The sequence below is a fragment of the Streptomyces sp. LUP30 genome (genome assembly GCF_001746365.1).
In the GTDB taxonomy this organism is placed as follows: domain Bacteria; phylum Actinomycetota; class Actinomycetes; order Streptomycetales; family Streptomycetaceae; genus Streptomyces.
Genome location: NZ_MJAJ01000068.1, coordinates 1 through 21866 on the forward strand (window position 1 = coordinate 1; position 21866 = coordinate 21866).

Here is a 21866-nt window from a genome sequence, read left to right on the forward strand (position 1 = left end):
GGGGGCCGGGCGCCGACAGGGAGGCGGCGCCGTCCAGGGGCCGGCCGTCGTCGAGGAGGGCGCGCAGCAGGGTCGTCAGGGAGCGTCCGTCGAGCAGGCTGTGGTGCATCCGGAACAGCAGGGAGAACTCGCCCTGCGTCGAACCCCGCAGGAGGTGCAGGCCCCACGGCGGACGGCCGGCGGGGAAGGGGGTGTGGAACCACTGCCGCACCGCGTCCCGGAGGGTGCCGTCCACGCCGTCGACCTGTCGCCCCAGCTCGTGGCCGTCCGCGCGGGCCCAGCGGTGCCGGCCGGTCCACCAGGCCAGACCCGGCCGAGCTCCCGGGGCGACCAGGGTCTGGGTGAGCCGCGGCAGCGCCTTCCACCGCTCCTCCACCAGCGCCCGCAGCTCGTCCAGCGCGGGCGGCGCGCCCGTGAGGTCCAGCGCGATCCCGGCGTTGGGCGGGCCGAACGGCCAGCGGGCCATCCCCTCTTCCAGCAAGGGCAGATGCGATCCGGGCATGAGACTGCTCCTGTCGTGGGCCGTCCCTGTCGTGGACCGGTCCTGTCGTGGACCGGCCGCTGGCGGACGACGTCCTGCACCCCCAACGGCCGATGCGACCGGCGGTCACGTGTCGCGCCTCCCTCACCTGTCAACGCGCGGGCCCGCAGGCTCCCTGATGGGGTGACACTGCAGCAGGTTTGCGGTCGGGAGCGGTGTCGGAGCGCCTTTAATCGGGACTCCGCGTCCGCGTTGGGACGCCCGTCACCCGTTTTTCGGTCCCCGCACCGGCTCCGCGCCGGACAGGAGTTACGTGTCGTGCCTGGTACCCGTGCGAATCCCGCGCACATCGCCGTGTTCAACGTCCCGATGCACGGACACGTGAATCCGACGCTGGGGGTCGTCGAGGAGCTCGTACGACGGGGGCACCGGGTCACGTACGCCGTCACCGAGGACTTCGTGCACCAGGTGAAGGCGGCCGGCGCCGAGCCCGTGTTCTATCCGGACACGGGGGACGGTTCGGAGGCGCCCGAGGAGATGGGCGAGGGGTTCGCCCGGGTCGTCCGGCTGGCGCTGACCGGTCTGCCCGCCCTGACCAGGGCGTACGACAGGGACCGGCCCGATCTGGTGCTGTGCGACGTCTACGGCCTGGCGGGTCTGCTGCTGGGCGCGCGCTGGCAGGTCCCCACGGTGGTGGCGTCGCCCACCCACCTCGCCTACGACGGCATCGTCCCCGAGTTCTTCGGCGTGCCGGGCCTCCCCCAGGTGCCCGGCTTCGCGGAACTCGTGGCCGCCTTCACGGGACACGGGGTGGACAGCTCACGGATCCAGGACCTCGTGCAGCCGGAGCACGCCGTCGCGTTCTTCCCGCGCGCGTTCCAGCGCAGGCCGGACACGGTCATGGCGCGGCGCGTCGCCTATGTCGGGCCGGCGCTCGGGGACCGCTCCTACCAGGGCTCCTGGCAGCCGCCACGGCAGGACCGGCCGGTGCTGCTGGTGTCGCTGGGCTCCCAGTTCAACCGGCGGCCCCAGTTCTACCGGTCCTGCGTCGAGGCCTTCGCCGAGCTGCCCTGGCATGTGGTGATGTCCGTCGGCTCCGCCGTCCCGCCGGACGAGCTGGGGCCGCTTCCCGACAGCGTCGAGGTGCACCCTCACGTGCCCCAACTGGCCGTGCTCGCGCAGGCGGACGCCTTCGTCACCCACGCCGGGATGGGGGGCACGATGGAGGCGCTGCACTACGGGGTTCCGCTGGTCGCGGTGCCGCAGATGGCCGAGCAGCGGGTCAACGCCGCGCAGATCGAGCGCCTGCGGCTCGGCGTCCATCTGCCGCGCGAGACCGTCACTCCGGAGGCGTTGCGCGAGGCCGTCCTGCGGGTCTCGTCCGACCGGGACATCCGCGTCGCCGTGGCGGACATGCGCCGGGAGATCGCGGCGGCGGGAGGGGCGGGCGCCGCCGCGGACCTGATCGAGCGGGCCCTGTAGGCCCGCAGCCCTTTTCTAGGAGTGACGTCTTGACCCACGCCCTGGCGGCCGACATCCGCCGCACGAGCGCCGTGCCCGAGTGCCGGCCGCACCTGTATCTGCGTCAGGTCCGCATGAGCGATCTGGACTCGATGAACCACGTGAACAACGTCCGGCTCCTGGAGATGATCCAGGACGCCCACATCGACATGTTCTATCTGCGCCCCGGGCTGCCCGGTCAGGAGATCCGCCCCCGGTTCGTCTACGCACGCCACGAGCTCGACTACTCGGAGCCTCTGACGCTGCAGCCGGAGCCCGTCACCATCACCACCACGATCGGTGACCTGCGCCGCTCGTCCTTCCGGGTCACCAGCCGCGTCACCCGCGACGCCCGGGTGTTCTGCACCTGTGTGAGCACGGCCGTCGCCTACGACCCGGACGCCCGCTGCTCCCGCCGTCTGGAGGAGGCGGAGCGCGCCCTCGCGGCCCGGCACGCGACCCCCGGGGCGGACCGCTGAGCCATCGCCCGGGCCGGCCCCGCCCTGGTCGGCTCAACGTTCGATGCGGACCGGCTTCGACTCGCTCACCTGGTCGATGTCCGACACCCGGATCGTCACCTTCATCTGCCACTCGCCCGGCATGGGCAGGTTGACGGCGTCGGCGCCCCAGTAGCCGCCCCTGTTGGTGATCTTGGCGTCCAGGGGTCCGACGTCCTGCGCGGGAAGGCTGAAGGAGATGCGCAGTTCGGGGATGCTGACGAAGCCCCCGTCGGGGCCGTAGACCACGGCCTGGAGGTTGTTGCCGCCGACCCGGCCCGGGTCGAGGGTGACCTGCACCTTGCCGCGGAAGTCGCCGGACCGCGGGGAGTCGAGGGAGAAGGGGACGTCGGTCACGGAGGCCACGGGCAGCCCGGCCGTCTGCTCGGCCGCCGCCGCCTCGGCCGCCGCCCGGCCCGGGAGGGTGCCCGTCAGCACTGTCGTCAGGACGAGGACGACGACCGACACGGCGACCTCGGCCAGCACGGAGCGGCGCAACGACCGACGCCGGTCCTCGCCGGCCGGGGCGAGCCGCCGGGGGTCGCGGTGAGGCCCCTCGGCGGAGGACCGGCGGTCATCGGTGGGCCGGTCGCCGGTGGGCCGGTTCTCCGACTGCGGGTCCTCCGACTGCGGGTCCTCCGACTGCGGGTCCTCCGACTGCGGGTTCTCGGGGGCGGCGGACTGCTCGGGGGCGGCGGACCGCTCGGGCTGGAGGTCCTGGGCGTGCGGGATCCCGGACGAGGGTGATGCGTCGTCCGACGGCCGGCTGGACGAGCCGCCCACCGGCTCCGGGACCCGGATTTCCTTCCTCAGCGCCACGGACGCCACAGCCGCCCCGACCGTCACCTTCGAGGTCGAGGCAGTGGTCGAGGCAGTGGTCGCGGCAGTGGTCGCGGCAGTGGTCTCGGATGTCTCCGTGGGCGTGGCGGTCGTCGCCGTGGGCGTCGTCCGGGCGGCCCCGTGCACCGTCCGGCGCGACCACGCTCCCGCGAACAGCAGCAGTGCCACCGCGGCGAGCTTGGCCAGCAGGACCCGCCCGTACGTGGTGTCCGTCAGGGCGGACACCGAGCCGAGGCCGCGCCAGGACTGGTAGACGCCCGTCACCACCAGGACCGTCACCGACAGGGCCGCCAGCCGGGAGAAGCGGTGGACCACGTGCGAGGGGACGGATGCGCGGTGGAGCAGGGTGAGCAGGGACGTCAGGCCGCCCAGCCACGCGGCCATGGCGAGCAGGTGCAGCACCGAGGACGCCGTCGCCGCCGGGACCTGGATGCCGGCCGAGGCGTGCTCGGCGGAGGCCCAGGTCAGGGTCAGGCCGACCGCCAGGGCGGCGCCGGTCAGCAGCGCCGGGCGCGACGGCCGCTCGCCGTTGCGTTCCCGCACGAGCCCTCGCTGCCACCTCAGGAGGACCGCGAGCGCGGCCAGCAGGGCGAGGCGTGCGACCAGGGCCAGGCCGGGGCGGGTGCCCAGGGTGCGGGTGAGACCCGAGGGATCCAGTGCGTCGGCCGGGCCGGCGCCGGTCTCGTAGGGGGCGCGCAGCAGGAGCAGGAACACCGTCGATCCGGCGAGCGCCCACCAGCCGGCCAGCAGGAGCCTGCGCAGCGGCCGGACGTCGGGCGGGCCGCAGACGGCGACGAAGACGGCCGTGCCGATGAGGAGGGCCGCGGCGAGGTACGCGACGTAGCGGCCGATGTTGAACAGACCGCTGGTGGCCGGGTCCTCGACGGAGGCGCTGGGCAGGGCGGGCGGGACGGCGGAGGGCTTGCCGACGGAGAAGGTGAAGGCCCCGGCGATCGGGTGGCTGTCCGCCGACACGACCCGCCAGGTCACCGTGAACGTGCCGGTGCCGAGGCCGCCGGGCAGCGTCACCCGCGCGGTGTCGGCGCGGCCGTCCGCGTGCCCGGCCTTGCCGGTCCGCAGCCGTCGGTTGTCGGGGTCGAAGACGCGGAAGGAGTCGTCGAGCAGTCCCACGGACTCGGTGAAGGCGAGGGTGATGGAGCGGGGGGCCGTCTTGACGACGCTTCCGTCCACGGGGTCCGCGCCGCGCAGGGCCGCGTGCGCGGAGGCCGGTCCGCCGCCGAGGAGGAGCAGCAGCAGCAGCACGGAGCCCAGCAGCACCAGCCCTCTGAGCCGCCGTCGGCGACTCCCCTGGCAGCCGTCGCCGCGTCGGCGACCGGCTCGGGAGCCGTCGACGCGGGGCCCGCCACTCCGGCGGCTGCCGCCGTGGGGTCCGCCGGCCTGTCGTCCGTCCTCGTGGCCTTCGCTCACGTCACCGCTCCGCCTTGCTCGAGGCCTGCTCGAAACTCGTCATCCGAGACTCGCGTGCTCGCAGATACGTACGCATGCACAGAGCATCCGGTTCACCGGGCGGCCGGGCCGTCGACGCCGTCCGCTTGGGGCCGTCATCCGGGGAAGACGGTCTCCCGGCGCAGGAAGGCGAGTTGGGCCCTCTTCTCCGGCAGGTACACGTCGGGCAGGTCGACCTCCGGGAGCGTGACGACCGGGCCCGCCTCGAAGCCCTGCCGCAGGAAGCGGGCGACCGCCTTGGTGTTGCGCACGTCGGGGTCCACCACGACGCGTCGCCGGTCCAGGCCGAGCAGCACGTACGAGGCGAACACGCCCATCAGCGCCGCCGACCAGCCGCGCTTCTCGCCCTGCTCGTCGGCCGGGGCGATGAGCAGGTGGACGCCGATGTCGCCGGCCTCCACCGGGTAGACCTCGCCGACCCGGTCCGCGCCGGGCTCGTAGGTCTGCAGCAGGGCGACCGGGACGCCGTCCAGCTCGGCCAGGAGCGCGTGGTGGGTGTCCAGGGTGTCCAGGTGGGCGTAGATCTCGGCGACCTGGTCGCGCGTCAGGCCGTTCATGCCCCAGAACGCGGCCCGCTCCTGGCTGACCCAGGCGTGGACGGTCGCCGCGTCGCCCTCGGGGGCGACGGGGCGCAGGCCGACGTCGCCGAACCCCTCGACGGTCTGCTCGTGGACGTATGCCGGCGCGTAGCGGTCAGCCATGGTCGCTCTCCTTCTTCAGCCGTGCCCAGTCGGTGACGACGGGGGCCAGTTCGCCCTTGAGCCACAGGGGCAGCTGGTCGTGGTGGTGGGGGTGGCCGGGGAGTCCGGACGCGCCGAAGGGGACGACCCACAGGCTGTCCTCGCGGCGGGCCAGGTCCCACACGTAACGGGCGGCCGGGCCGCGCGCGGCCAGGTCGGTCCAGCCGGGCACGGCCGAGGTGCACAGCACGCAGTCGTGGTCGCCGTCGAGGGCCGGCGGCTCGTCCGAGGGGTCGGGCAGGGCCCGCCAGGGGGCGAGGCGGTGGGTGTCGCCCCAGCGGGTGGCCGGCCGTCCGGCGAACGCCTCGGCGGCCTCCTCCACGGCCTCGCGCACGAGCCGTTGCCGGTCGATCCCGTACAACTCCCTTGCCCGAAGGAGGTGTTCGAGGGCGAAGCCGACGCGCGGGAGCAGGGCCAGCCAGGGGAGGAAGACCTCCGGGTAGGCGGGCGGGGTGGTCAGGGACGCGAAGGCCGGGTGGGCGGCGAGACGGCGGACGAGGGCGCTGCGCAGGGTCGCGAAGCGGGCCGCGTCCCCGCTGTCGGCGTCCATGCGGCGGTCCCAGCGCAGCAGGCGTTCGCGCAGTTCGGCGGCCGGTCCGGTCAGTCCGTCGAGGGCCGCCAGACGGTCCAACACCGGTGCGGCGGAGGCGAGATACGTGTCCGTGTGGAGTGCCGGCATGTCGGAAGCGGACCAGTGCCGGCGCTGCGCCAGCAGGGTGCGGATGCGGTCGGCGCGGTGCGGCGCGGCGAACTCGACGCCCAACTCCGCGGCCGGGCCCCGCTGGTTGGCCATGACGGCGACGCCGTCGGTCAGTCCCGCGCGGGGGGTCTCGTGCCAGCCGGTCCACTCGTGACCCGGCTCCCAGGCGGGGACGAGACGCGTGCCGTTGGCCCGGGCGCGCAACGGCACCCGCCCCGCGACCCGGTGCAGCACACCGCCCTCGACGTCGGCGGCCTGGACGACGTTGACCGGCTCGGCCCACAGGTCGAAGGCGCGGTCCACGTCGTCGACCCGGCGGGCCCGGAGCAGCGGCAGCAGCGCCTGGAAGCCGAGGTCGGCGGTGACGCGGGGTGGGTAGCGCAGGGCGAGGGCGAGCGGAGCGCCGTCGTCGAGGCCCTCCGGGCCGCCCGCGATCACCGGCCCCCGCTCGGTCTCCAGCACCTCCACCTCGACGGCCTCCTCGCCCGCGACACGCACCGACTCGGTGTGGCAGGCGACCCGCCGCCAGACGCCGTCCGGGCCGAGCGCCTCGACGCCCGCGCCGGTGCGGCGCAGCCGTTCGCGGTAGAGGTCCTGGTAGTCGGCCATGGCGTTGGTGATGGCCCAGGCGACCGTGCCGGTGTGGCCGAAGTGCGCGATGCCGGGGACGCCGGGGACGGCGAGGCCGACGACGTCGAACTCGTCGCAGGCCAGGCGGATCTGCTGGTAGACGCCGGGGTCCTCGACGAAGCGATGCGGGTCGCCGGCGATGACCGCGTGCCCGGTGACCGTGCGGTCCCCGCCGACCAGCCAGCCGTTGCTGCCGGAGGAGCCGGGTCCGTCGGCGGCGAACAGGGCGACCGCCTCGGGGCCGAGGCGGCGGGCGGCCTCCTCGCGCCACAGCTTGGCGGGGAACCCGGCGAACAGGATGTGCGTGGCCAGCCAGACGGCGAGCGGGGTCCAGGGCTCCCAGCGGCCGGGGGCGAGAGAGACCCGGGCGAACTCGGGGGCGTCGGCCGACCGGAGCCCCTCGTTGACGCCGTCGACGTACGCCCGGACCCAGTCCGCCGTCTCGGGGTCCCGTCTCTCCAGTGCGGCGAAGCAGCGTCGCGCCGTGTCGTCGAGGCGGGCGCGGCGCGCGAACAGGTCCCAGGGCAGCTCGTCGGGGCCGAGGACGGCGGCCGAGGCGCCCCGCGCGCGGTGCCGTTCGACCTCCAGCTGCCAGGCGCGGTCGCGGGCCGTGACCAGCCCTTGCAGGCGGGCGAGTTCGAGGGCGCTGCCGGCGCGCAGATGCGGGACGCCCCAGGCGTCGCGGTAGATCCCGGTGCTCACCCTGTGACCCCTTTGCGCTTTAGGTTAGGCTGCCCTAAGTATTCGTGGGAATCGTACGCGAGGGGCGGACAGGCCATGGCGCAGGGGCGGGGCTGGGAGGGCGCGGTCCTCCGCATGATGCGGGCGAAAGACTTCACCCTCACCGTCACGGGCACGCAGGACGTCACCGACCGCTATCGCCGGCTGCAGCTCTCCGACGGCGGGCTGCTCGCCGCCACCGGCATCCACCCCACGATGTGGGTGCGGCTCTGGTTCGACCACGCGGGCCGGCCGCACCAGCGGGCCTACACCCTGGTCGGCCCCGACCCGGCGGCCGGCTCCTTCGGTCTGGAGTTCGCCCTGCACGATGGCGCCGCCAGCGACTGGGCGCGGGCCGCGAAGCCGGGCGACACCATCGACGCGACCGTCCAGGGCACCGGCTTCACACCGCCCTCCCCGGCCCCCTCCCACGTCCTCGTGATCGGCGATCCGGCCTCGCTGCCCGCCGTCAACTCCCTGCTCGGCGACGGCGAGAACGCGCTGGGCGCCGCTCCGGCGACCGTCTGGTTCGAGGGCGACGCCGACGACACGGACGGCCTGCCCTTCCTCACCGACCCCGCGCGCCACGAGATACGGCACGTACCCCGCCGGGACTCCGGCGCCCACCTCGTCGAGCGGGTGAAGGCGGAACTGCCCGACCTGCTGCGGGCCACCCCCGACCCGTACGTCTGGATCGCCTGCGACACCGGCACCACCCGGACGCTCTCGGCGTACGTGCGCAAGGAGCTCGGCGTCCCGAAGGAGCGGCTGCACGCGCTCGGGTACTGGCGCGCGAGCTGACGTCCCAGGCGGGATCATCGACGCATGGACGTCACCCTTCACCTCTCCCAGGACCCCGAGGCCGACGAGCTCCTCGGCCGCTCCCCGCTCGCCGCGCTGGTCGGGATGCTGCTGGACCAGCAGGTTCCGATGGAGTGGGCGTTCAAGGGGCCCCGCACGATCGCCGACCGGCTCGGCTCCGACGACCTGGACGCCCACGACATCGCCGCCCAGGACCCGGACTCCTTCGCCGCGCTGCTCTCCGAGAAGCCGGCCGTGCATCGCTACCCCGGCTCCATGGCCAAGCGCGTCCAGCAGCTGTGCCACTACCTCGTCGAGCACTACGACGGCGACGCCGGGGCCGTCTGGAAGGACGTCGCCGACGGCAGGGAACTCCTCGGACGCCTGGAGGAGCTGCCCGGCTTCGGCAAGCAGAAGGCGCAGATCTTCCTCGCGCTGCTGGGCAAGCAGCTCGGCGTGCGCCCCACGGGCTGGCGCGAGGCGGCCGGCGCCTACGGCGAACCGAAGTCCTTCCGCTCCGTCGCCGACATCACCGGGCCGGAGTCCCTGACGAAGGTACGTGCCCACAAACAGGAGATGAAGGCGGCGGCGAAGGCCGCGAAAACCGCCAAGGCCACGAAGGACTGAGGAACCGGCGAACGCCCCGGGCGCGGGTGAGCGGGACCTGCTCTCCCGGCTCCGCCTCCACCCCGGGCGCCGGCCGTGCGGCCCCGGCCTCGGCCTCAGCCCCTGTCCCTGCCGCGGGCTCTCGAAGGCCGGCTCTCCGTCCACAGCCTGTGCATACCGCTGCATACCGTTCGCGCAGCGGGGACGTCCGACGGACATCGGACACGATGCCGGGGCCGTCGGGGCCGTCGGGCCGTGGGGGCCGTCGGGGCCGTCGGGGCCGTCGGCGAGAACTCGGCGGTGCCGAACCGGCAGCGGGCCGAAGTCCGTGATCGTGGTGCGCGACGGGACGCCGTGGCCGAGGCCGCCCCGGGCGTGGAACTCGGCGGGAAAGGCCGGTCGCCGTCCCTTTCTGGCCGATTCCGGGCCCGGGCCCGCACCCCTGTCGTTCACCGCCCCCGGGGCCGAGGTCCCGGACAGGCCGCCCTTGACGTCGGCGACGAGGGCCGGCCCGCCTGCACCGAAAGCTGCTTTCGGCCGTCTGCCGGAGCGTCCTGGGGTTGCCGGTCCCGGTGACTCCTGCGACCGGTCCGTGCCCGCTCAGCACCGGGAGAGGACCGCGCACCGGCGCTTCGGGCAGGCACGCGCCGCCCCACGGCACAGCGCCGAGGTCGAGGGGGCGGGGCTCTCGAACACGTACCCGGCAACGATGTCAGAGGCGCTCGTCGACTCGCTCATCGGCAGGCCGTCATTCCGTTTTACCCCCGTTCATCACGTCTTTTCCAGCGGCGCACTCCGTCTCCGTGGCTGCGCCCGGAACGTCTGGACCGGTAGGCTTTCCGTGTGATCTTCAAGCGCATCGGAAACGGCCGGCCGTACCCCGACCACGGCCGGGAAAGCACCCGGCAGTGGGCGGACGTCGCGCCGCGCCCGGTCCGCCTCGATCAGCTGGTGACCACCAAGCAGCAGCTCGACCTGGAAACCCTGCTCGCGGAGGACTCCACCTTCTACGGCGACCTGTTCGCGCACGTCGTGAAGTGGCAGGGCGACCTGTATCTGGAGGACGGGCTGCACCGCGCCGTGCGAGCGGCGCTCCAGCAGCGCCAGGTGCTCCACGCGCGCGTGCTCGAGCTGGACTGAGCCGGAAGGGGCCCGGACCGGGCCGGGAGTCCGGCGGCGCGTGAGCTCGCCGGGACCCGCCACGCGGCCTCTCCGTCGGCGCGCCGCACGCCCGGCAGCACCCTCGGATTGACCCTTTCGGGTTCTTTCCGCTGCCCGCACCCGGTGTCGGATGATCGTTTATTAGTCACGGCAGCCCGGGCGCACTACGCTGCGCCCATGAGCATGCTGACTCCCCCGGGCATGGGCGGTAAGTACCGGATCACGGGGGACAAGTACCCCCGCATGCGCCCCCACCGGCGACGCGGCAGGCTGGCCGTCGTGGTCGTCGGCTGCGGCGCCGTGCTCGGCGTGGCCGGCTGGGGCACCCTGCAGCTCATCGACGTCTTCACGGGCGGCGGAGGGGCGGCCACGGCCGCCGGCGCCTCCTGCTCCCGGGACGCGACCGGCGCGAACAGGACCAAGGCCGGAGCGGGCCCCTCCGCGTCCGCCGCCGTCTCCACGCCCGCCTCCGCCGCGGGCGGCGGTGCGGGCGCGGTGCCCAGGCCCGCGCAGATCACCGTGAACGTCTTCAACGCCACGACCCGCAGCGGTCTGGCCAAGACCACCGCGGACGAGCTGAAGAAGCGCGGCTTCCGGATCGGCGAGGTGGGCAACGCCGCCAAGCAGTACGACAAGAAGGTCACCGGCGCCGGGCTGCTGCTCGGCCCCGCGTCCTCGCTCAACACCTCGCTGCCGGTCCTCGCCACCCAGCTGACCGCCGCCGAGCGCCGCACCGACGCGGCCCGCGCGGGCACGGCCGTCGATCTGATCATCGGCAACGGCTTCAAGGCGCTGACCAGCCAGGCGGACGCCACCAAGGCGCTGACGGCGCTCACCGCGCCGCAGCCGACGGCGTCCACCAAGAAGAAGAGCTGCTGAGGCCACGCCGCCACGCTGCGGACGGCCCTTCCGAAGGGCCCGCCCAAGGGTCGCTGAGGGCAGGCCCCCGCAAGGCCGTGAGGGCGGACGGGGGCCGACGGGGGCGACGACCTACTCGGCCGCTCCGTACAGCCGGTCGCCCGCGTCTCCGAGGCCCGGCACGATGTAGCCGAGCTCGTTGAGGTGGTCGTCGACGGCCGCCGTGACGACCGTGACCGGCGAGCCCGCGAGCTCGCGCTCCATGATCGCGACGCCCTCCGGGGCGGCGAGCAGCACGACGGCCGTCACGTCGTCGGCGCCGCGCCGAATCAGCTCGCGGATCGCGGCGACCAGCGTGCCGCCCGTGGCCAGCATCGGGTCCAGGACGTACACCTGACGCCCGGAGAGGTCCTCCGGCATGCGCGTGGCGTAGGTGGAGGCCTCCAGGGTCTCCTCGTTGCGGATCATGCCGAGGAAGCCCACCTCGGCGGTCGGCAGCAGCCTGACCATGCCGTCCAGCATGCCGAGGCCCGCGCGCAGGATCGGCACGACCAGCGGCCGCGGGTAGGAGAGCTTGACGCCGGTGGTCGAGGCGACCGGCGTCGTGATGTCGACCTGTTCGGTGCGCACGTCACGCGTGGCCTCGTAGGCGAGCAGGGTGACCAGCTCGTCGGCCAGCCGGCGGAAGGTCGCGGAGTCCGTGCGCCGGTCGCGCAGCGTGGTGAGCTTGTGGGCGACCAGAGGGTGGTCGACGACGTGGAGACGCATGTCCACAACAGTAACGGTGCCGAACCCGCCTGGCGTCCCCACACACAGTGAACCTCTCCCCCCGGCTTGAGCCGTTCGCTGGCATCAAACCGCCCGTCGGAGGGAAAGTGAGGGACAGGTATGGAGACGGACCGGGGTACCCGGGGTGGTGTGCTGATGCCTGACCTGCCCGACCTGCCCGACGACGAGTCGCGTGACGCGGCCGCCCGCGCCGAGAGCGACGCCGAGCGCCGCCGACGGCGCGCCCGGTTCCTGCGCGAGCTGACCGAAGCCCGCGAACTGCGCGACCGCGTCCAGCCACGGCGCGCCAGGACCGCCCGGCTGCGCCACGCGATGCGCATGCGCACATTCCGCTGGTAGTCCCGTGATCGCCGTGGCCGTATGCGACTTGGGGCATTCGGGGAAGATCCCCACCGTCACGGGTGCCGCGCGGGGGTGGGCGTGCGTGGACGCACGGCAAAGCCGCGTACGATCCGCTCGTGGCCGCAACTGGTGCGCTGGTGAGTCACTCACGGACGTCGCTGCGGACGTGGGATCAAAACCACCGGACACAGGGAGCCGAAGACGTCCCCTGAACGCCTTGTTTCTGCCACGATTCCGAGTGGGTGGGGCTCGGAGCCTCAGCTCTTTCTCCGCCCGCAACCTCCGCCGGGGGGACCCCCAACCGGCACGCCTATGACCAGTGGGAGAGTCACGGTGTACTTCGCCGCACTGCTCGCGCGCACCGAAGACGGGTGGGAAGCGAGCGACACAGAGCTCGACGATGTGGAGACCCTGTCGGATCTGGCCGACCTGGCCCGGGAAGCCTCTCCCGACGAGGACACGGTGCTCGTGCTGATCGAGCAGGAGGGCTCCTGGTTCGGGGTCGTCCGCATCGACGGCGAGGAGGACCCTCGCATCTACGTGTCCGACGCCGCTGCGGCCGCCCGCAGCTCGTACGGCGAGATCCTGCTCACCGACGAACTGCTCGGCAGAGACCCGGGCGACGAGGACGTCCTGGACGCCCTCGACCTCGACCTCGACGGCACCGAGGACGGTGAGACCGACGACGAGAACCAGGACGACGACCAGGAGGCCCAGGTCGTCGTGGGCGGCGGCTCCGCCGAGGCCGTGCCGCACGGCCCGGTCGGCGACCCCGGCATCCTCGACGACCTCGGCGTCGCCGAGAAGGAACTGAGGGCGCTGTCCGAGGACGCCGTCAACGAGATCGCCGAGGCCCTGGGTGCCTCGGAGGTCCTGGAGACCGTCCGCTGACCGCACCGCAGACCCCGTCGGATCCCGTACGCGACCGCTGGCGGGCCGCGATGCGGCTCGCCCTGGACCAGGCCCGGCTGGCCGCCCGGGGCGGAGACGTCCCGGTCGGCGCGGTCGTGCTGGCCGCGGACGGCACGACGGTCCTCGCGACCGGCCACAACGAACGCGAGGCCGGCGGCGATCCGACGGCGCACGCCGAGGTGCTCGCCGTCCGGCGGGCGGCCGAGGCGACCGGGGAGTGGCGGCTGTCCGGCTGCACGCTCGTCGTGACCCTCGAACCCTGCACGATGTGCGCGGGCGCGATCACCCAGTCCCGGGTGGACCGGGTGGTCTACGGCGCGCGCGACGACAAGGCGGGCGCGGTCGGCTCCCTGTGGGACGTCGTCCGCGACCGCCGGCTCAACCACCGCCCCGAGGTCGTCCAGGGCGTCCTCGCCGAGGAGTGCTCCGGACTGCTCACGGAGTTCTTCCGGGAGCGCTGAGACGGCCGCCCGATACCGATTTCAAACCGGGGCTCACCTTGCTGTAAGGTCTCCCTCGGTAGCGTGTCCGAGCGGCCGAAGGAGCTCGCCTCGAAAGCGAGTGTGGCGCAAGTCACCGAGGGTTCAAATCCCTCCGCTACCGCTTCTGGACGAAGGGTCCGGCTCATCGAGCCGGGCCTTTCGTGCGTCTCGGTCCCGGCCCTCCCCTAGCGCCGTTCCCGTCGCCCTCCGCCCCGAGAGCGCGAACCGTTCACGAACGCGCCGCGGCGATCAAAAAGCGGTGTGTAAATCGCACTTACAGATACACTCGCCGCCGTCAACACGGGCCCGAGTGGCCACTACAGGGGAGGCCAGGTGGCGGTGAACGCCAAGAAGATCGCCGTCTACGTGCTCGTGGTCTTCGTGCTCTACGTGATCATCACCGACCCGGCGAAGGCGGCGGACTACGTCCAGATAGGCTTCCAGGGCATATCGGACGCCGCCAAGGCCATCGGCGACTTCTTCACCTGGCTCGCGGACGGGGCCAAGTAGCCGAGGCCGTCGTACGCACAGGGAGTGCCCATGATCCGCCACCTGGTCCTCTTCAAGCTCAACGAGGGCGTCGAGCGCGACGACCCCCGGGTCGTGCGGGGCGAGGCGGCCTTCCGGGCGCTGGGCGGGAAGATCGAGGAGCTGCGCTTCTGGGAGCTGGGCTGGAACGTCAGCGACCGCCCCATCGCCTACGACTTCGCGATCAACTCGGCGGTCGAGGACGCGGACGCGCTCAAGCGCTACATCGAGCACCCGGACCACCAGTCGGGCGTCGCCCTGTGGCGTGAGTTCGCCACCTGGGTGGTCGCCGACTACGAGTTCTGAGCCGTCCCGCCCGGCACGCCCCTTCGACGGCACGGAGCCCTCCGCCCTGACGGCGGGGGGCTTTCGCACGTCCGGCGAGACGGGAAAGGCCCAACTTATCCCTCAACACGGCGTTATGGGGTGCTTGCACACAGTGCACATGTCTTGTGATGCTATGACCGCTTTTGACGGATGAGTTGACCGATGTTGACCTGACGAAGAGGTGGCGTTGACCGTGTCGGCCAGTACTGCGCCGCCTCAGGAAGAGGCACCCCCGGCACCCGCGCCGGCCCCCGCCCTGGAAACCGTCCCGGAAGCAGCCACGGAAGCCGCGCCGACCCCGGAACGACGACGCGGCGCGGACACCAGGGCGCTGACCCAGGTGCTCTTCGCCGAGCTCAAGGAACTCCAGCCGGGCACGCCGGAGCACAACCGCGTGCGCGGGGCGCTCATCGAGGCCAACCTCCCGCTCGTGCGCTACGCGGCCGGCCGGTTCCGCTCCCGCAACGAGCCGATGGAGGACGTCGTCCAGGTCGGCACCATCGGTCTGATCAACGCCATCGACCGCTTCGACCCGGACCGGGGCGTGCAGTTCCCCACGTTCGCCATGCCCACGGTCATCGGCGAGATCAAGCGGTACTTCCGCGACAACGTCCGCACGGTGCACGTGCCGCGCCGGCTCCACGAGTTGTGGGTGCAGGTCAACAGCGCCACCGAGGACCTCACCACCGCCTTCGGCCGCACCCCGACGACGGCCGAGATCGCCGAACGGCTGCGCATCGCCGAGGACGAGGTGCTCTCCTGCATCGAGGCGGGCCGCTCCTACCACGCGACCTCGCTGGAGGCCGCCCAGGAGGGCGACGGCCTGCCCGGACTGCTGGACCGCCTCGGCTACGAGGACCCGGCGCTGGACGGCGTGGAGCACCGCGACCTCGTCCGCCACCTCCTGGTCCAACTGCCCGAGCGGGAACAGCGCATCCTCCTCCTGCGCTACTACAGCAACCTCACGCAGTCCCAGATCAGCGCCGAACTCGGCGTCTCCCAGATGCACGTGTCCCGGCTGCTCGCACGCTCCTTCCAGCGGCTCCGCTCGGCGAACCGCATCGAGGCCTGACGGGACCCGCCACGGGCCGCATGACGCGGTGCATGGGGAACGCATGACGCGGTGCATGGGGAACGCATGGCGGGGTGCATGGGGGAGCGCATGACGGGGTGCATGGCGGGGTGCATGGCGGGAAACGGCACAGGACACGTCACTCGATGAGGGATCGCAAGCGCGATCGAGTCGTCACCTCTGGGAGCGAATCGCTCACCGGAGCCGTTCCCGCCGGAATCCCGCTGAAAAGCCGTCAGACCCCCTGTTTCCAGGGCTGATTCGTCACTCACATGTCGACATGTCACTACAGCGTGTTGCCGACATGTGACATTCTGCCGGAAGAGCGTTTGCCGGGGCTTCGGCTCCGGTATTCAGGTGAAGGCTGACGTTCCTCAAGCGGGGGCGTTGCGCCGCGACCGTCCCGCGACCCAAAGGGGGTGGCATGTCCGCAGAACAGGGCAGCTCGAAGGTGCTCACGCTCACGCTCACGCCGAGCGAGTCCGCGCCCGTCGCGCCTGTCGCGCCGGTCGAGCCCGATGTGCTCGACGACGTCACAGCCCCCGAGGCCCCTCAGGCCCCGGCTCTCACGGCCACGGGGGCCATCGACACCCGCACCCTGTCCCGCTCCCTGTTCCTGCGACTGGCCACGCTCGCCGAGGACAGCCCCGAGCGCGTCTACGTCCGGGACACGCTGATCGAGCTCAACCTCCCCCTCGTGCGCTACGCGGCGGCCCGCTTCCGCTCGCGCAACGAGCCCATGGAGGACATCGTCCAGGTCGGCACCATCGGCCTGATCAAGGCGATCGACCGCTTCGACTGCGAACGCGGCGTGGAGTTCCCGACGTTCGCGATGCCGACGGTCGTGGGCGAGATCAAGCGCTTCTTCCGCGACACGTCCTGGTCGGTGCGCGTCCCGCGCCGGCTGCAGGAGCTGCGTCTGGCCCTCACCAAGGCCAGCGACGAGCTCTCCCAGAAGCTGGACCGCTCGCCGACGGTCGCCGAACTCGCCGCGGTGCTGGGCGTGTCCGAGGAGGACGTCGTCGACGGCCTCGCGGTCGGCAACGCCTACACGGCCTCCTCGCTGGACTCCCCGGCTCCGGAGGACGACGGCGGCGAAGGCTCCCTGGCGGACCGCCTCGGTTACGAGGACACGGCTCTGGAGGGCGTGGAGTACCGGGAGTCCCTCAAGCCCCTCCTGGCCAAGCTTCCGCCCCGCGAGCGCCGCATCATCATGCTGCGCTTCTTCGCCAACATGACCCAGTCGCAGATCGGCGAGGAGGTCGGCATCTCCCAGATGCACGTCTCACGCCTCCTCACCCGGACCCTGGCGCAACTGCGCGAGGGCCTGATCTCCGACTAGGAACCCGGGGCCCCGAAAGCCCGCGACCGGTCGTCCGGCGCGGGTGGGGTCCTCCTCCGGGGCCAACCCCGCCACACGTTCGTCAACGGCGTCGAGTCGGTCGCCCGCGTCGCACGTGGCGCGTCGGTGTCGCCTGCGCCGAATCGATCGCCTGCGCGGAATCGATCGCGTGCGCCGAGTCGATCGCGTGCATCGAGTCGGTCGGGTTCGGTCGGTCGGGTTCAATCGGCCGGTCGGTCGGGTTCGTCCTGGCCGACCGTCAGGCCGGGAGTGCCCGGCGGCCGACTCGGTCCAGGGACTTTTGTCCTGACGGTTCGTCAGGCACACTGCCGTGATGCGAAGTCCGACACGGGCACGTGGCCGGCGGCGCGCCGTACGGGGTGCGGCGGCGGCTGCCGCCGTCGTCGTGGGAGCGGCGGGACTGGCCGTCGGCTGCGGAGGCGGCGGGCACGGCGGCGACTACGTCGCCATCGGCGCGGCAGGGGACCCGGCAGCGCCGGGCGCGAACGGTCCGGCGGTCCCAACGGGAGGGGTGCGTCTCGTTCCGCTGGACGGGCGGAGCGACTCTCCCGACGGCGGACCCGGCCCGGGCGCCCCGGCGACGAGCGGGGCGGGGGTGACGGCCACCGCTGGGCCGCACGGCAGGACACCAGGCGCCGCACCCGCTTCCGGCGCCCCACAGACTCCGGTGCGGGGTACGCCCGTCGAGGGCGGTTCCGTCGGCCGCACGCCCCCCGGCCCACCCGTACCGCCGGCGCCCTCGTCACCGGCGCCTTCCTCGACGCCCCCGGGTCCGTCCGGGGGCGCGTCCGGCGGACCGGCCTCCCTCGCCGTGAGCGAGCCCGTCCGCGCGAAGACGGATCAGCGGTGGTGCGAGGACGTGACCCTGACGTTCGTCAACTCCGGCGGCAGCGCCATCGGTTCGGGGACGGTCACCTTCGGCGCGCATGTCGTGGACGCGCTCGGCACGGACTGGGCCACCCGCGAGTCGACGGCCCCGCTGCCCGTCCCGATCGCCGCAGGGACGCACAGGGAGCGGACCTGGACCGTGTGCGTCGACGCGTGGCGCGTACCGCTGGGGATGCACATCGAGACGCGCGACGTGTCGGTGCGGTGGGAGTGAGCCACAGGCCTGCGGGGCAGCCGCCGACGGGGCCGGGGCCCGCGCGGAAGAGCTGAGAGAGCGTCCGCGCGACCGAGGCCCGGGCGCGGGAAGGCCCGGCACGGGAGAGCGCGGCCCGGGTAGGCCCGGGCGCAGGAAGGCGCGGGCACGGGAAGGCGCGGGCGCGTCGACCTCGTCGGGACGGTGTCCGTGTCGGTCGGCGCGTCCGGTGCCCGCCCGGGGCGCCCGCGCCCACCCGCGGCGCCCAGTGAGGGAGTTACTTCAGCGCGAGCCAGGCGACCGCCGCGACGATCACGACAGCGGCGACGATGCCGACGATCAGGCCGATGCGGGAGCCGGCCGGCGCGGGGGCCGGCTGGGCGGCCCGAGGGGCGCCCTCGTCGACGAACGCGCGGAACATCTGGGTGCTGCCGGCGGGGTCGTGGTTGCCCTGGGGGCCCTGCGTGTTAGCCATGGGCCGAGACACTAGCGAAAACGGGTGGGCGAGCCCAAGCGGGGGTCGCCCTGGAGTTCCCGGAGCCCGGCAGGCGGGAGCCCCGGCCGGGCGGTGCCGCGCGCACCCCGGGTCGGCTTCTCACCTGCATATTTACCGCAGCAATACTTGCCTTTGCCAACTTTTTGCGGCACCGTGCCTGGTTTTATTTGCCTGCAGCAACCAACCGCTTCTATGGTTGCCCTAAGCAACGATACCGGGAGGTGTGATGGCAGGGCAGGCGCAGTACGAGGAGCTGGCGCGTCAGCTCAGTGCCGTCGGGGCCGTGAAACGGGACCTCGGGCGGATCCTGCCGCAGGACTGCTCCGCCGGCTCGGCCGCCGTGCTGGCCCTGCTGGGCAGCCACGGCGACATGCGCATGAGCAACCTCTCCGAGTTGCTCGCCGTCGACATGTCCGTGACCAGCCGACATGCCGCGCACCTCGCCGAGCGGGGCTGGATCGAACGCTCCCCCGACCCGGCGGACAAACGCTCACGCATCCTGCGCCTCACCCCCGAGGGGCACGCGATGCTCGTCGAGCTGTCCCGCCGCAGCGCCGGCCTCCTGGCCGAGCGGCTGGACGACTGGACGGACGCCGAGGTCGGCCAGCTCATCGGACTGCTGACCCGGCTGCGCGCCAGCTTCGGCGACTGCCGCACGGTCGCGCACCGACCACCGCCCCCTCCCGCCCCCCGGCCTCCCGCACCCGCTGCCCCCACCGTTCCCGCCGCTCCCACCGTTCCGGCAGGCGAACGGACACAGACCACCCGTACACCCGCACAAGCAACGTAAGAGAAGGAAGCCCATGGCAACGACCACACCAGCCGGTGTGCGGGCTCACGCGAAGCACGGCGGAGGGTCCCACGGCTCCGCCGGTGACGCTCCGATGACCCACCGGCAGATCATGGAAGCCCTCTCCGGGCTGCTGCTCGGCATGTTCGTCGCGATCCTGTCCTCCACGATCGTCTCGAACGCCCTCCCGGAGATCATCGGCGACCTCGGCGGCGGCCAGTCCGCCTACACCTGGGTCGTCACCGCCGCGCTGCTGTCCATGACCGCGGCCACGCCCCTGTGGGGCAAGCTCTCCGACCTGTACAGCAAGAAGGCGCTCGTCCAGATAGCGCTCGTCATCTACGTGCTGGGTTCGGCCGCGGCCGGGCTCTCCCAGAACGCGGGCATGCTGATCGCGTGCCGCGTCGTCCAGGGGATCGGCGTCGGCGGTCTGTCCGCCCTCGCGCAGATCGTGATGGCCGCGATGATCTCCCCGCGCGAGCGCGGGCGTTACTCCGGCTACCTCGGCGCGACCTTCGCCGTCGCCACCGTCGGCGGCCCGCTGCTCGGCGGCGTCATCACGGACACGAGCTGGCTGGGCTGGCGCTGGTGCTTCTACGTCGGCGTGCCCTTCGCCGTCATCGCGCTCATCGTGCTGCAGAAGACCCTGCACCTGCCCGTCGTGAAGCGGGACGTCAAGGTCGACTGGAGCGGCGCGTTCTTCATCTCCGCGGCGGTCTCGCTGCTGCTGGTCTGGGTCACCTTCGCCGGCGACAAGTACGACTGGATGTCCTGGCAGACGGCCGCGATGGTCGGCGGCTCGATCGTGCTGGGCCTGATCTTCGTGCTCGTCGAGTCGAAGGCCGCCGAGCCGATCATCCCGCTGCGGCTGTTCCGCAACCGCACCATCACGCTGTCGTCGCTGGCCTCGCTCTTCGTGGGCGTCGCGATGTTCACCGGCACCGTGTTCTTCAGCCAGTTCTTCCAGCTCGCCCGGGACAAGTCGCCGACGATGTCGGGCGTCATGACGATCCCGATGATCGGCGGTCTGTTCATCTCCTCCACGGTCTCCGGCCAGTTCATCACCCGGACCGGCAAGTGGAAGATCTGGCTGGTCAGCGGTGGCGTCCTGGTAACGGCCGGTCTCGGCCTGCTGGGCACCATCCGGTACGACACGGACTACTGGAAGATGGCCGTCTTCATGGCCCTGCTGGGTCTCGGCATCGGCATGATGATGCAGAACCTGGTGCTCTCCACGCAGAACCAGGTGGCCCCGTCCGACCTCGGCTCGGCCAGCTCCACGGTCACGTTCTTCCGCTCCCTCGGCGGTGCGGTCGGTGTCTCCGCGCTGGGCGCCGTGATGGCCCACCGCATCACCGACTACGCCCAGGACGGCATCGCCGGCCTCGGCCCCAAGTACGCCTCCCTCGCCGCCGGTTCGAGCTCGTCGAGCGAGATCCCGGACATGGACAAGCTGCCCGCGCCGCTGCGCACGGTCATGGAGAGCGCGTACGGCCACGGCATCGCGGACGTCTTCCTGATCGCGGGCGCCCTCGCCCTGCTGGCCTTCCTGATCACCCTGTTCATCAAGGAGGTCCCGCTGCGGACCAGGGGCGCGCTGGCTCAGGCCGCCGACGCGGACGCGGACACGGCCCCGGTCTCCGCTGCGGACGCCGCTCCGGCCACGGACGCGACCCCGGCCACGGCCGCGGCTCCCGCTGCCGCTGCCGCTGCTGACACGGCTTCCGCCGGTGAGAAGGTCCCCAGCTGGGCCGTCGCCGGATCGGGCGCCGAGGCCGGCGTCGACGGCGCCCAGCGGCTGTCCGCCGTCGCCACCGTCGAAGCACCGCACACGCCCTCGGGCGGCATCCCCGTGCACGGCTTCGTCCGCGGCGCGGAGAGCGCGCCCGTCCCGCAGGCCGCCGTCACGCTCATCTCGCTCGCCGGACGGCAGCTCGGCCGCTCGGTCGCGCAGGGCGACGGCTCCTACGCGGTGGACGCCCCCGGCACGGGCTCGTACGTGCTGATCGCCTCCGCCGACGGCTTCCAGCCGCAGGCGTCCACGATCGTGGTGAACGGCGAGCCGGTCGCGTACGACATCCTGCTCAGCGGTACCAGCGGGCTCAGCGGCGTCGTCCGCGCCGCCGAGTCGGGCGAGGCCGTCAAGGACGCGATGGTGATCGTCACCGATGTGCGCGGCGATCTGCTGGCCACCGCGGCCACCGGTGAGCAGGGCGAGTTCTCCTTCGCGGAGCTGGTCCCGGGCACCGTGACCGTCGCGGTCAACGCCGTCGGGTTCCGGCCGCGCGCCCTGCCCGTCGAGATCGGCGCGACGGGCGTGACCCGCGCGGACGTCGTCCTCGACGCGGGAGCCCAGCTGCAGGGCGTCGTCCGGGCGCCGCACGGTCCGCTCGCCGACGCGCGGGTGACGCTCGTGGACGCGGCGGGCAACGTGGTCGGCACGGCCACCACCGGCGCGGACGGGGCGTACGCCTTCGCCGACCTCGACGGCGGCGACTACACCGTCATCGCGACCGGGTACCCGCCGGTGGCCACCGCGCTGACCGTGTCGGGCGCCGGCGTCGACGGCCACGACATCGAACTCGCCCACCCCGGCGAGTAGTTCGGACAGATATCGGCTCCGGCCCGGTGCGGGGCGACCCCCCGCACCGGGCCGGTTCCGGTTTTCGGAGCTTGAGGAGTA

22 protein-coding genes, 1 tRNA gene and 1 pseudogene are annotated in these 21866 nt (G+C 72.8%); 17 read left to right on the forward strand and 7 right to left on the reverse strand.

All coding sequences use genetic code 11. From position 1 onward, the window contains the following. On the reverse strand, positions 1-502 hold a 502-nt coding region (locus BG482_RS35890), incomplete at its 3' end, for a wax ester/triacylglycerol synthase domain-containing protein (RefSeq protein WP_306287014.1). Between the two features lie 297 nt (positions 503-799). Here BG482_RS35890 and BG482_RS35895 point away from each other — a divergent pair. Together BG482_RS35895 and BG482_RS35900 are read left to right on the forward strand one after the other, a co-directional pair. Next, entirely contained in the window at positions 800-1963 is a 1164-nt protein-coding gene (locus BG482_RS35895; RefSeq protein WP_069773409.1) for a macrolide family glycosyltransferase, read from the forward strand. 29 nt (positions 1964-1992) lie between these two features. After that, a complete protein-coding gene (locus BG482_RS35900) occupies positions 1993-2460 on the forward strand; it encodes a thioesterase family protein (protein ID WP_079142576.1) in 468 nt (155 codons plus the stop codon). 33 nt (positions 2461-2493) lie between these two features. Here the strand turns inward: BG482_RS35900 and BG482_RS43130 are convergent, their stop codons facing one another. From BG482_RS43130 to BG482_RS35915, 3 genes are all read right to left on the reverse strand, one after another. Further along, positions 2494-4596, reverse strand: a complete 2103-nt coding sequence (locus BG482_RS43130) for a copper resistance protein CopC (protein WP_069773410.1) — start codon at positions 4594-4596, stop codon at positions 2494-2496. A gap of 284 nt (positions 4597-4880) precedes the next feature. Further along, on the reverse strand, positions 4881-5486 hold the full coding sequence (locus BG482_RS35910; protein ID WP_069773411.1) for a GNAT family N-acetyltransferase: 606 nt from the start codon (positions 5484-5486) through the stop codon (positions 4881-4883). Next, entirely contained in the window at positions 5479-7557 is a 2079-nt protein-coding gene (locus BG482_RS35915; RefSeq protein ID WP_069773412.1) for a penicillin acylase family protein, read from the reverse strand. The genes BG482_RS35910 and BG482_RS35915 overlap by 8 nt, the downstream gene beginning before the upstream one ends. Before the next feature lie 75 nt (positions 7558-7632). Here BG482_RS35915 and BG482_RS35920 point away from each other — a divergent pair, with 75 nt between their 5' ends. Both BG482_RS35920 and BG482_RS35925 read left to right on the forward strand, forming a co-directional pair. Then, positions 7633-8376: a siderophore-interacting protein gene (locus BG482_RS35920; protein ID WP_069773413.1), complete on the forward strand. Its 744-nt coding sequence runs from the start codon at positions 7633-7635 to the stop codon at positions 8374-8376. Between the two features lie 24 nt (positions 8377-8400). Beyond that, positions 8401-9003, forward strand: a complete 603-nt coding sequence (locus BG482_RS35925) for an HhH-GPD-type base excision DNA repair protein (RefSeq protein ID WP_069773414.1) — start codon at positions 8401-8403, stop codon at positions 9001-9003. 303 nt (positions 9004-9306) lie between these two features. Here the strand turns inward: BG482_RS35925 and BG482_RS45860 are convergent. Continuing rightward, a pseudogene (locus tag BG482_RS45860) lies at positions 9307-9489 on the reverse strand (ATP-binding protein); the annotation flags it as partial. Between the two features lie 336 nt (positions 9490-9825). Between BG482_RS45860 and BG482_RS35930 the strand changes: the two are divergent. Together BG482_RS35930 and BG482_RS35935 are read left to right on the forward strand one after the other, a co-directional pair. Further along, positions 9826-10122, forward strand: coding sequence for a type II toxin-antitoxin system VapB family antitoxin (locus BG482_RS35930; protein ID WP_004943146.1), 297 nt, complete (start codon positions 9826-9828; stop codon positions 10120-10122). A 198-nt stretch (positions 10123-10320) separates the two neighbouring features. Further along, positions 10321-11022: a LytR C-terminal domain-containing protein gene (locus BG482_RS35935; protein WP_256096590.1), complete on the forward strand. Its 702-nt coding sequence runs from the start codon at positions 10321-10323 to the stop codon at positions 11020-11022. A gap of 111 nt (positions 11023-11133) precedes the next feature. Here BG482_RS35935 and upp read toward each other — a convergent pair whose 3' ends face one another. Continuing rightward, positions 11134-11769 carry a uracil phosphoribosyltransferase gene (gene upp, locus BG482_RS35940; protein ID WP_069773435.1) on the reverse strand — a complete coding sequence of 212 codons (636 nt, stop codon included), beginning with the start codon at positions 11767-11769 and terminating at the stop codon, positions 11134-11136. A gap of 156 nt (positions 11770-11925) precedes the next feature. Here upp and BG482_RS35945 point away from each other — a divergent pair, with 156 nt between their 5' ends. The 9 genes from BG482_RS35945 to BG482_RS46315 all read left to right on the forward strand — a co-directional run bounded on the left by BG482_RS35945 (position 11926) and on the right by BG482_RS46315 (position 17918). Next, positions 11926-12129 carry a hypothetical protein gene (locus BG482_RS35945; protein ID WP_107450875.1) on the forward strand — a complete coding sequence of 68 codons (204 nt, stop codon included), beginning with the start codon at positions 11926-11928 and terminating at the stop codon, positions 12127-12129. Positions 12130-12465: 336 nt separating this feature from the next. Further along, positions 12466-13023, forward strand: coding sequence for a hypothetical protein (locus BG482_RS35950; protein ID WP_069773416.1), 558 nt, complete (start codon positions 12466-12468; stop codon positions 13021-13023). Positions 13024-13073: 50 nt separating this feature from the next. Further along, positions 13074-13505 (forward strand): tRNA adenosine(34) deaminase TadA, encoded by a 432-nt coding sequence (tadA, locus tag BG482_RS35955; protein ID WP_069773417.1) that lies wholly within the window; start codon positions 13074-13076, stop codon positions 13503-13505. Between the two features lie 57 nt (positions 13506-13562). Then, positions 13563-13647 (forward strand) — tRNA-Ser (locus tag BG482_RS35960). 212 nt (positions 13648-13859) lie between these two features. Next, positions 13860-14036, forward strand: a complete 177-nt coding sequence (locus tag BG482_RS44350) for a hypothetical protein (RefSeq protein ID WP_176741553.1) — start codon at positions 13860-13862, stop codon at positions 14034-14036. Between the two features lie 30 nt (positions 14037-14066). Continuing rightward, a complete protein-coding gene (locus BG482_RS35965) occupies positions 14067-14360 on the forward strand; it encodes a Dabb family protein (protein WP_069773418.1) in 294 nt (97 codons plus the stop codon). Positions 14361-14568: 208 nt separating this feature from the next. After that, a complete protein-coding gene (locus tag BG482_RS35970) occupies positions 14569-15453 on the forward strand; it encodes an RNA polymerase sigma factor SigF (protein ID WP_079142584.1) in 885 nt (294 codons plus the stop codon). A gap of 424 nt (positions 15454-15877) precedes the next feature. After that, on the forward strand, positions 15878-16795 hold the full coding sequence (locus BG482_RS35975; protein WP_069773420.1) for an RNA polymerase sigma factor SigF: 918 nt from the start codon (positions 15878-15880) through the stop codon (positions 16793-16795). Between the two features lie 832 nt (positions 16796-17627). Further along, a complete protein-coding gene (locus tag BG482_RS46315) occupies positions 17628-17918 on the forward strand; it encodes a hypothetical protein (protein ID WP_370745947.1) in 291 nt (96 codons plus the stop codon). Between the two features lie 256 nt (positions 17919-18174). Here the strand turns inward: BG482_RS46315 and BG482_RS35985 are convergent, their stop codons facing one another. Further along, positions 18175-18372 carry a hypothetical protein gene (locus BG482_RS35985; protein WP_069773421.1) on the reverse strand — a complete coding sequence of 66 codons (198 nt, stop codon included), beginning with the start codon at positions 18370-18372 and terminating at the stop codon, positions 18175-18177. Positions 18373-18619: 247 nt separating this feature from the next. On the opposite strand from BG482_RS35985, the gene BG482_RS35990 reads away from it, so the two are divergent. After that, entirely contained in the window at positions 18620-19183 is a 564-nt protein-coding gene (locus BG482_RS35990) for a MarR family winged helix-turn-helix transcriptional regulator (protein WP_069773422.1), read from the forward strand. A 13-nt stretch (positions 19184-19196) separates the two neighbouring features. Next, positions 19197-21785: an MFS transporter gene (locus tag BG482_RS35995; RefSeq protein ID WP_107450872.1), complete on the forward strand. Its 2589-nt coding sequence runs from the start codon at positions 19197-19199 to the stop codon at positions 21783-21785. Positions 21786-21866 lie beyond the last annotated feature (81 nt).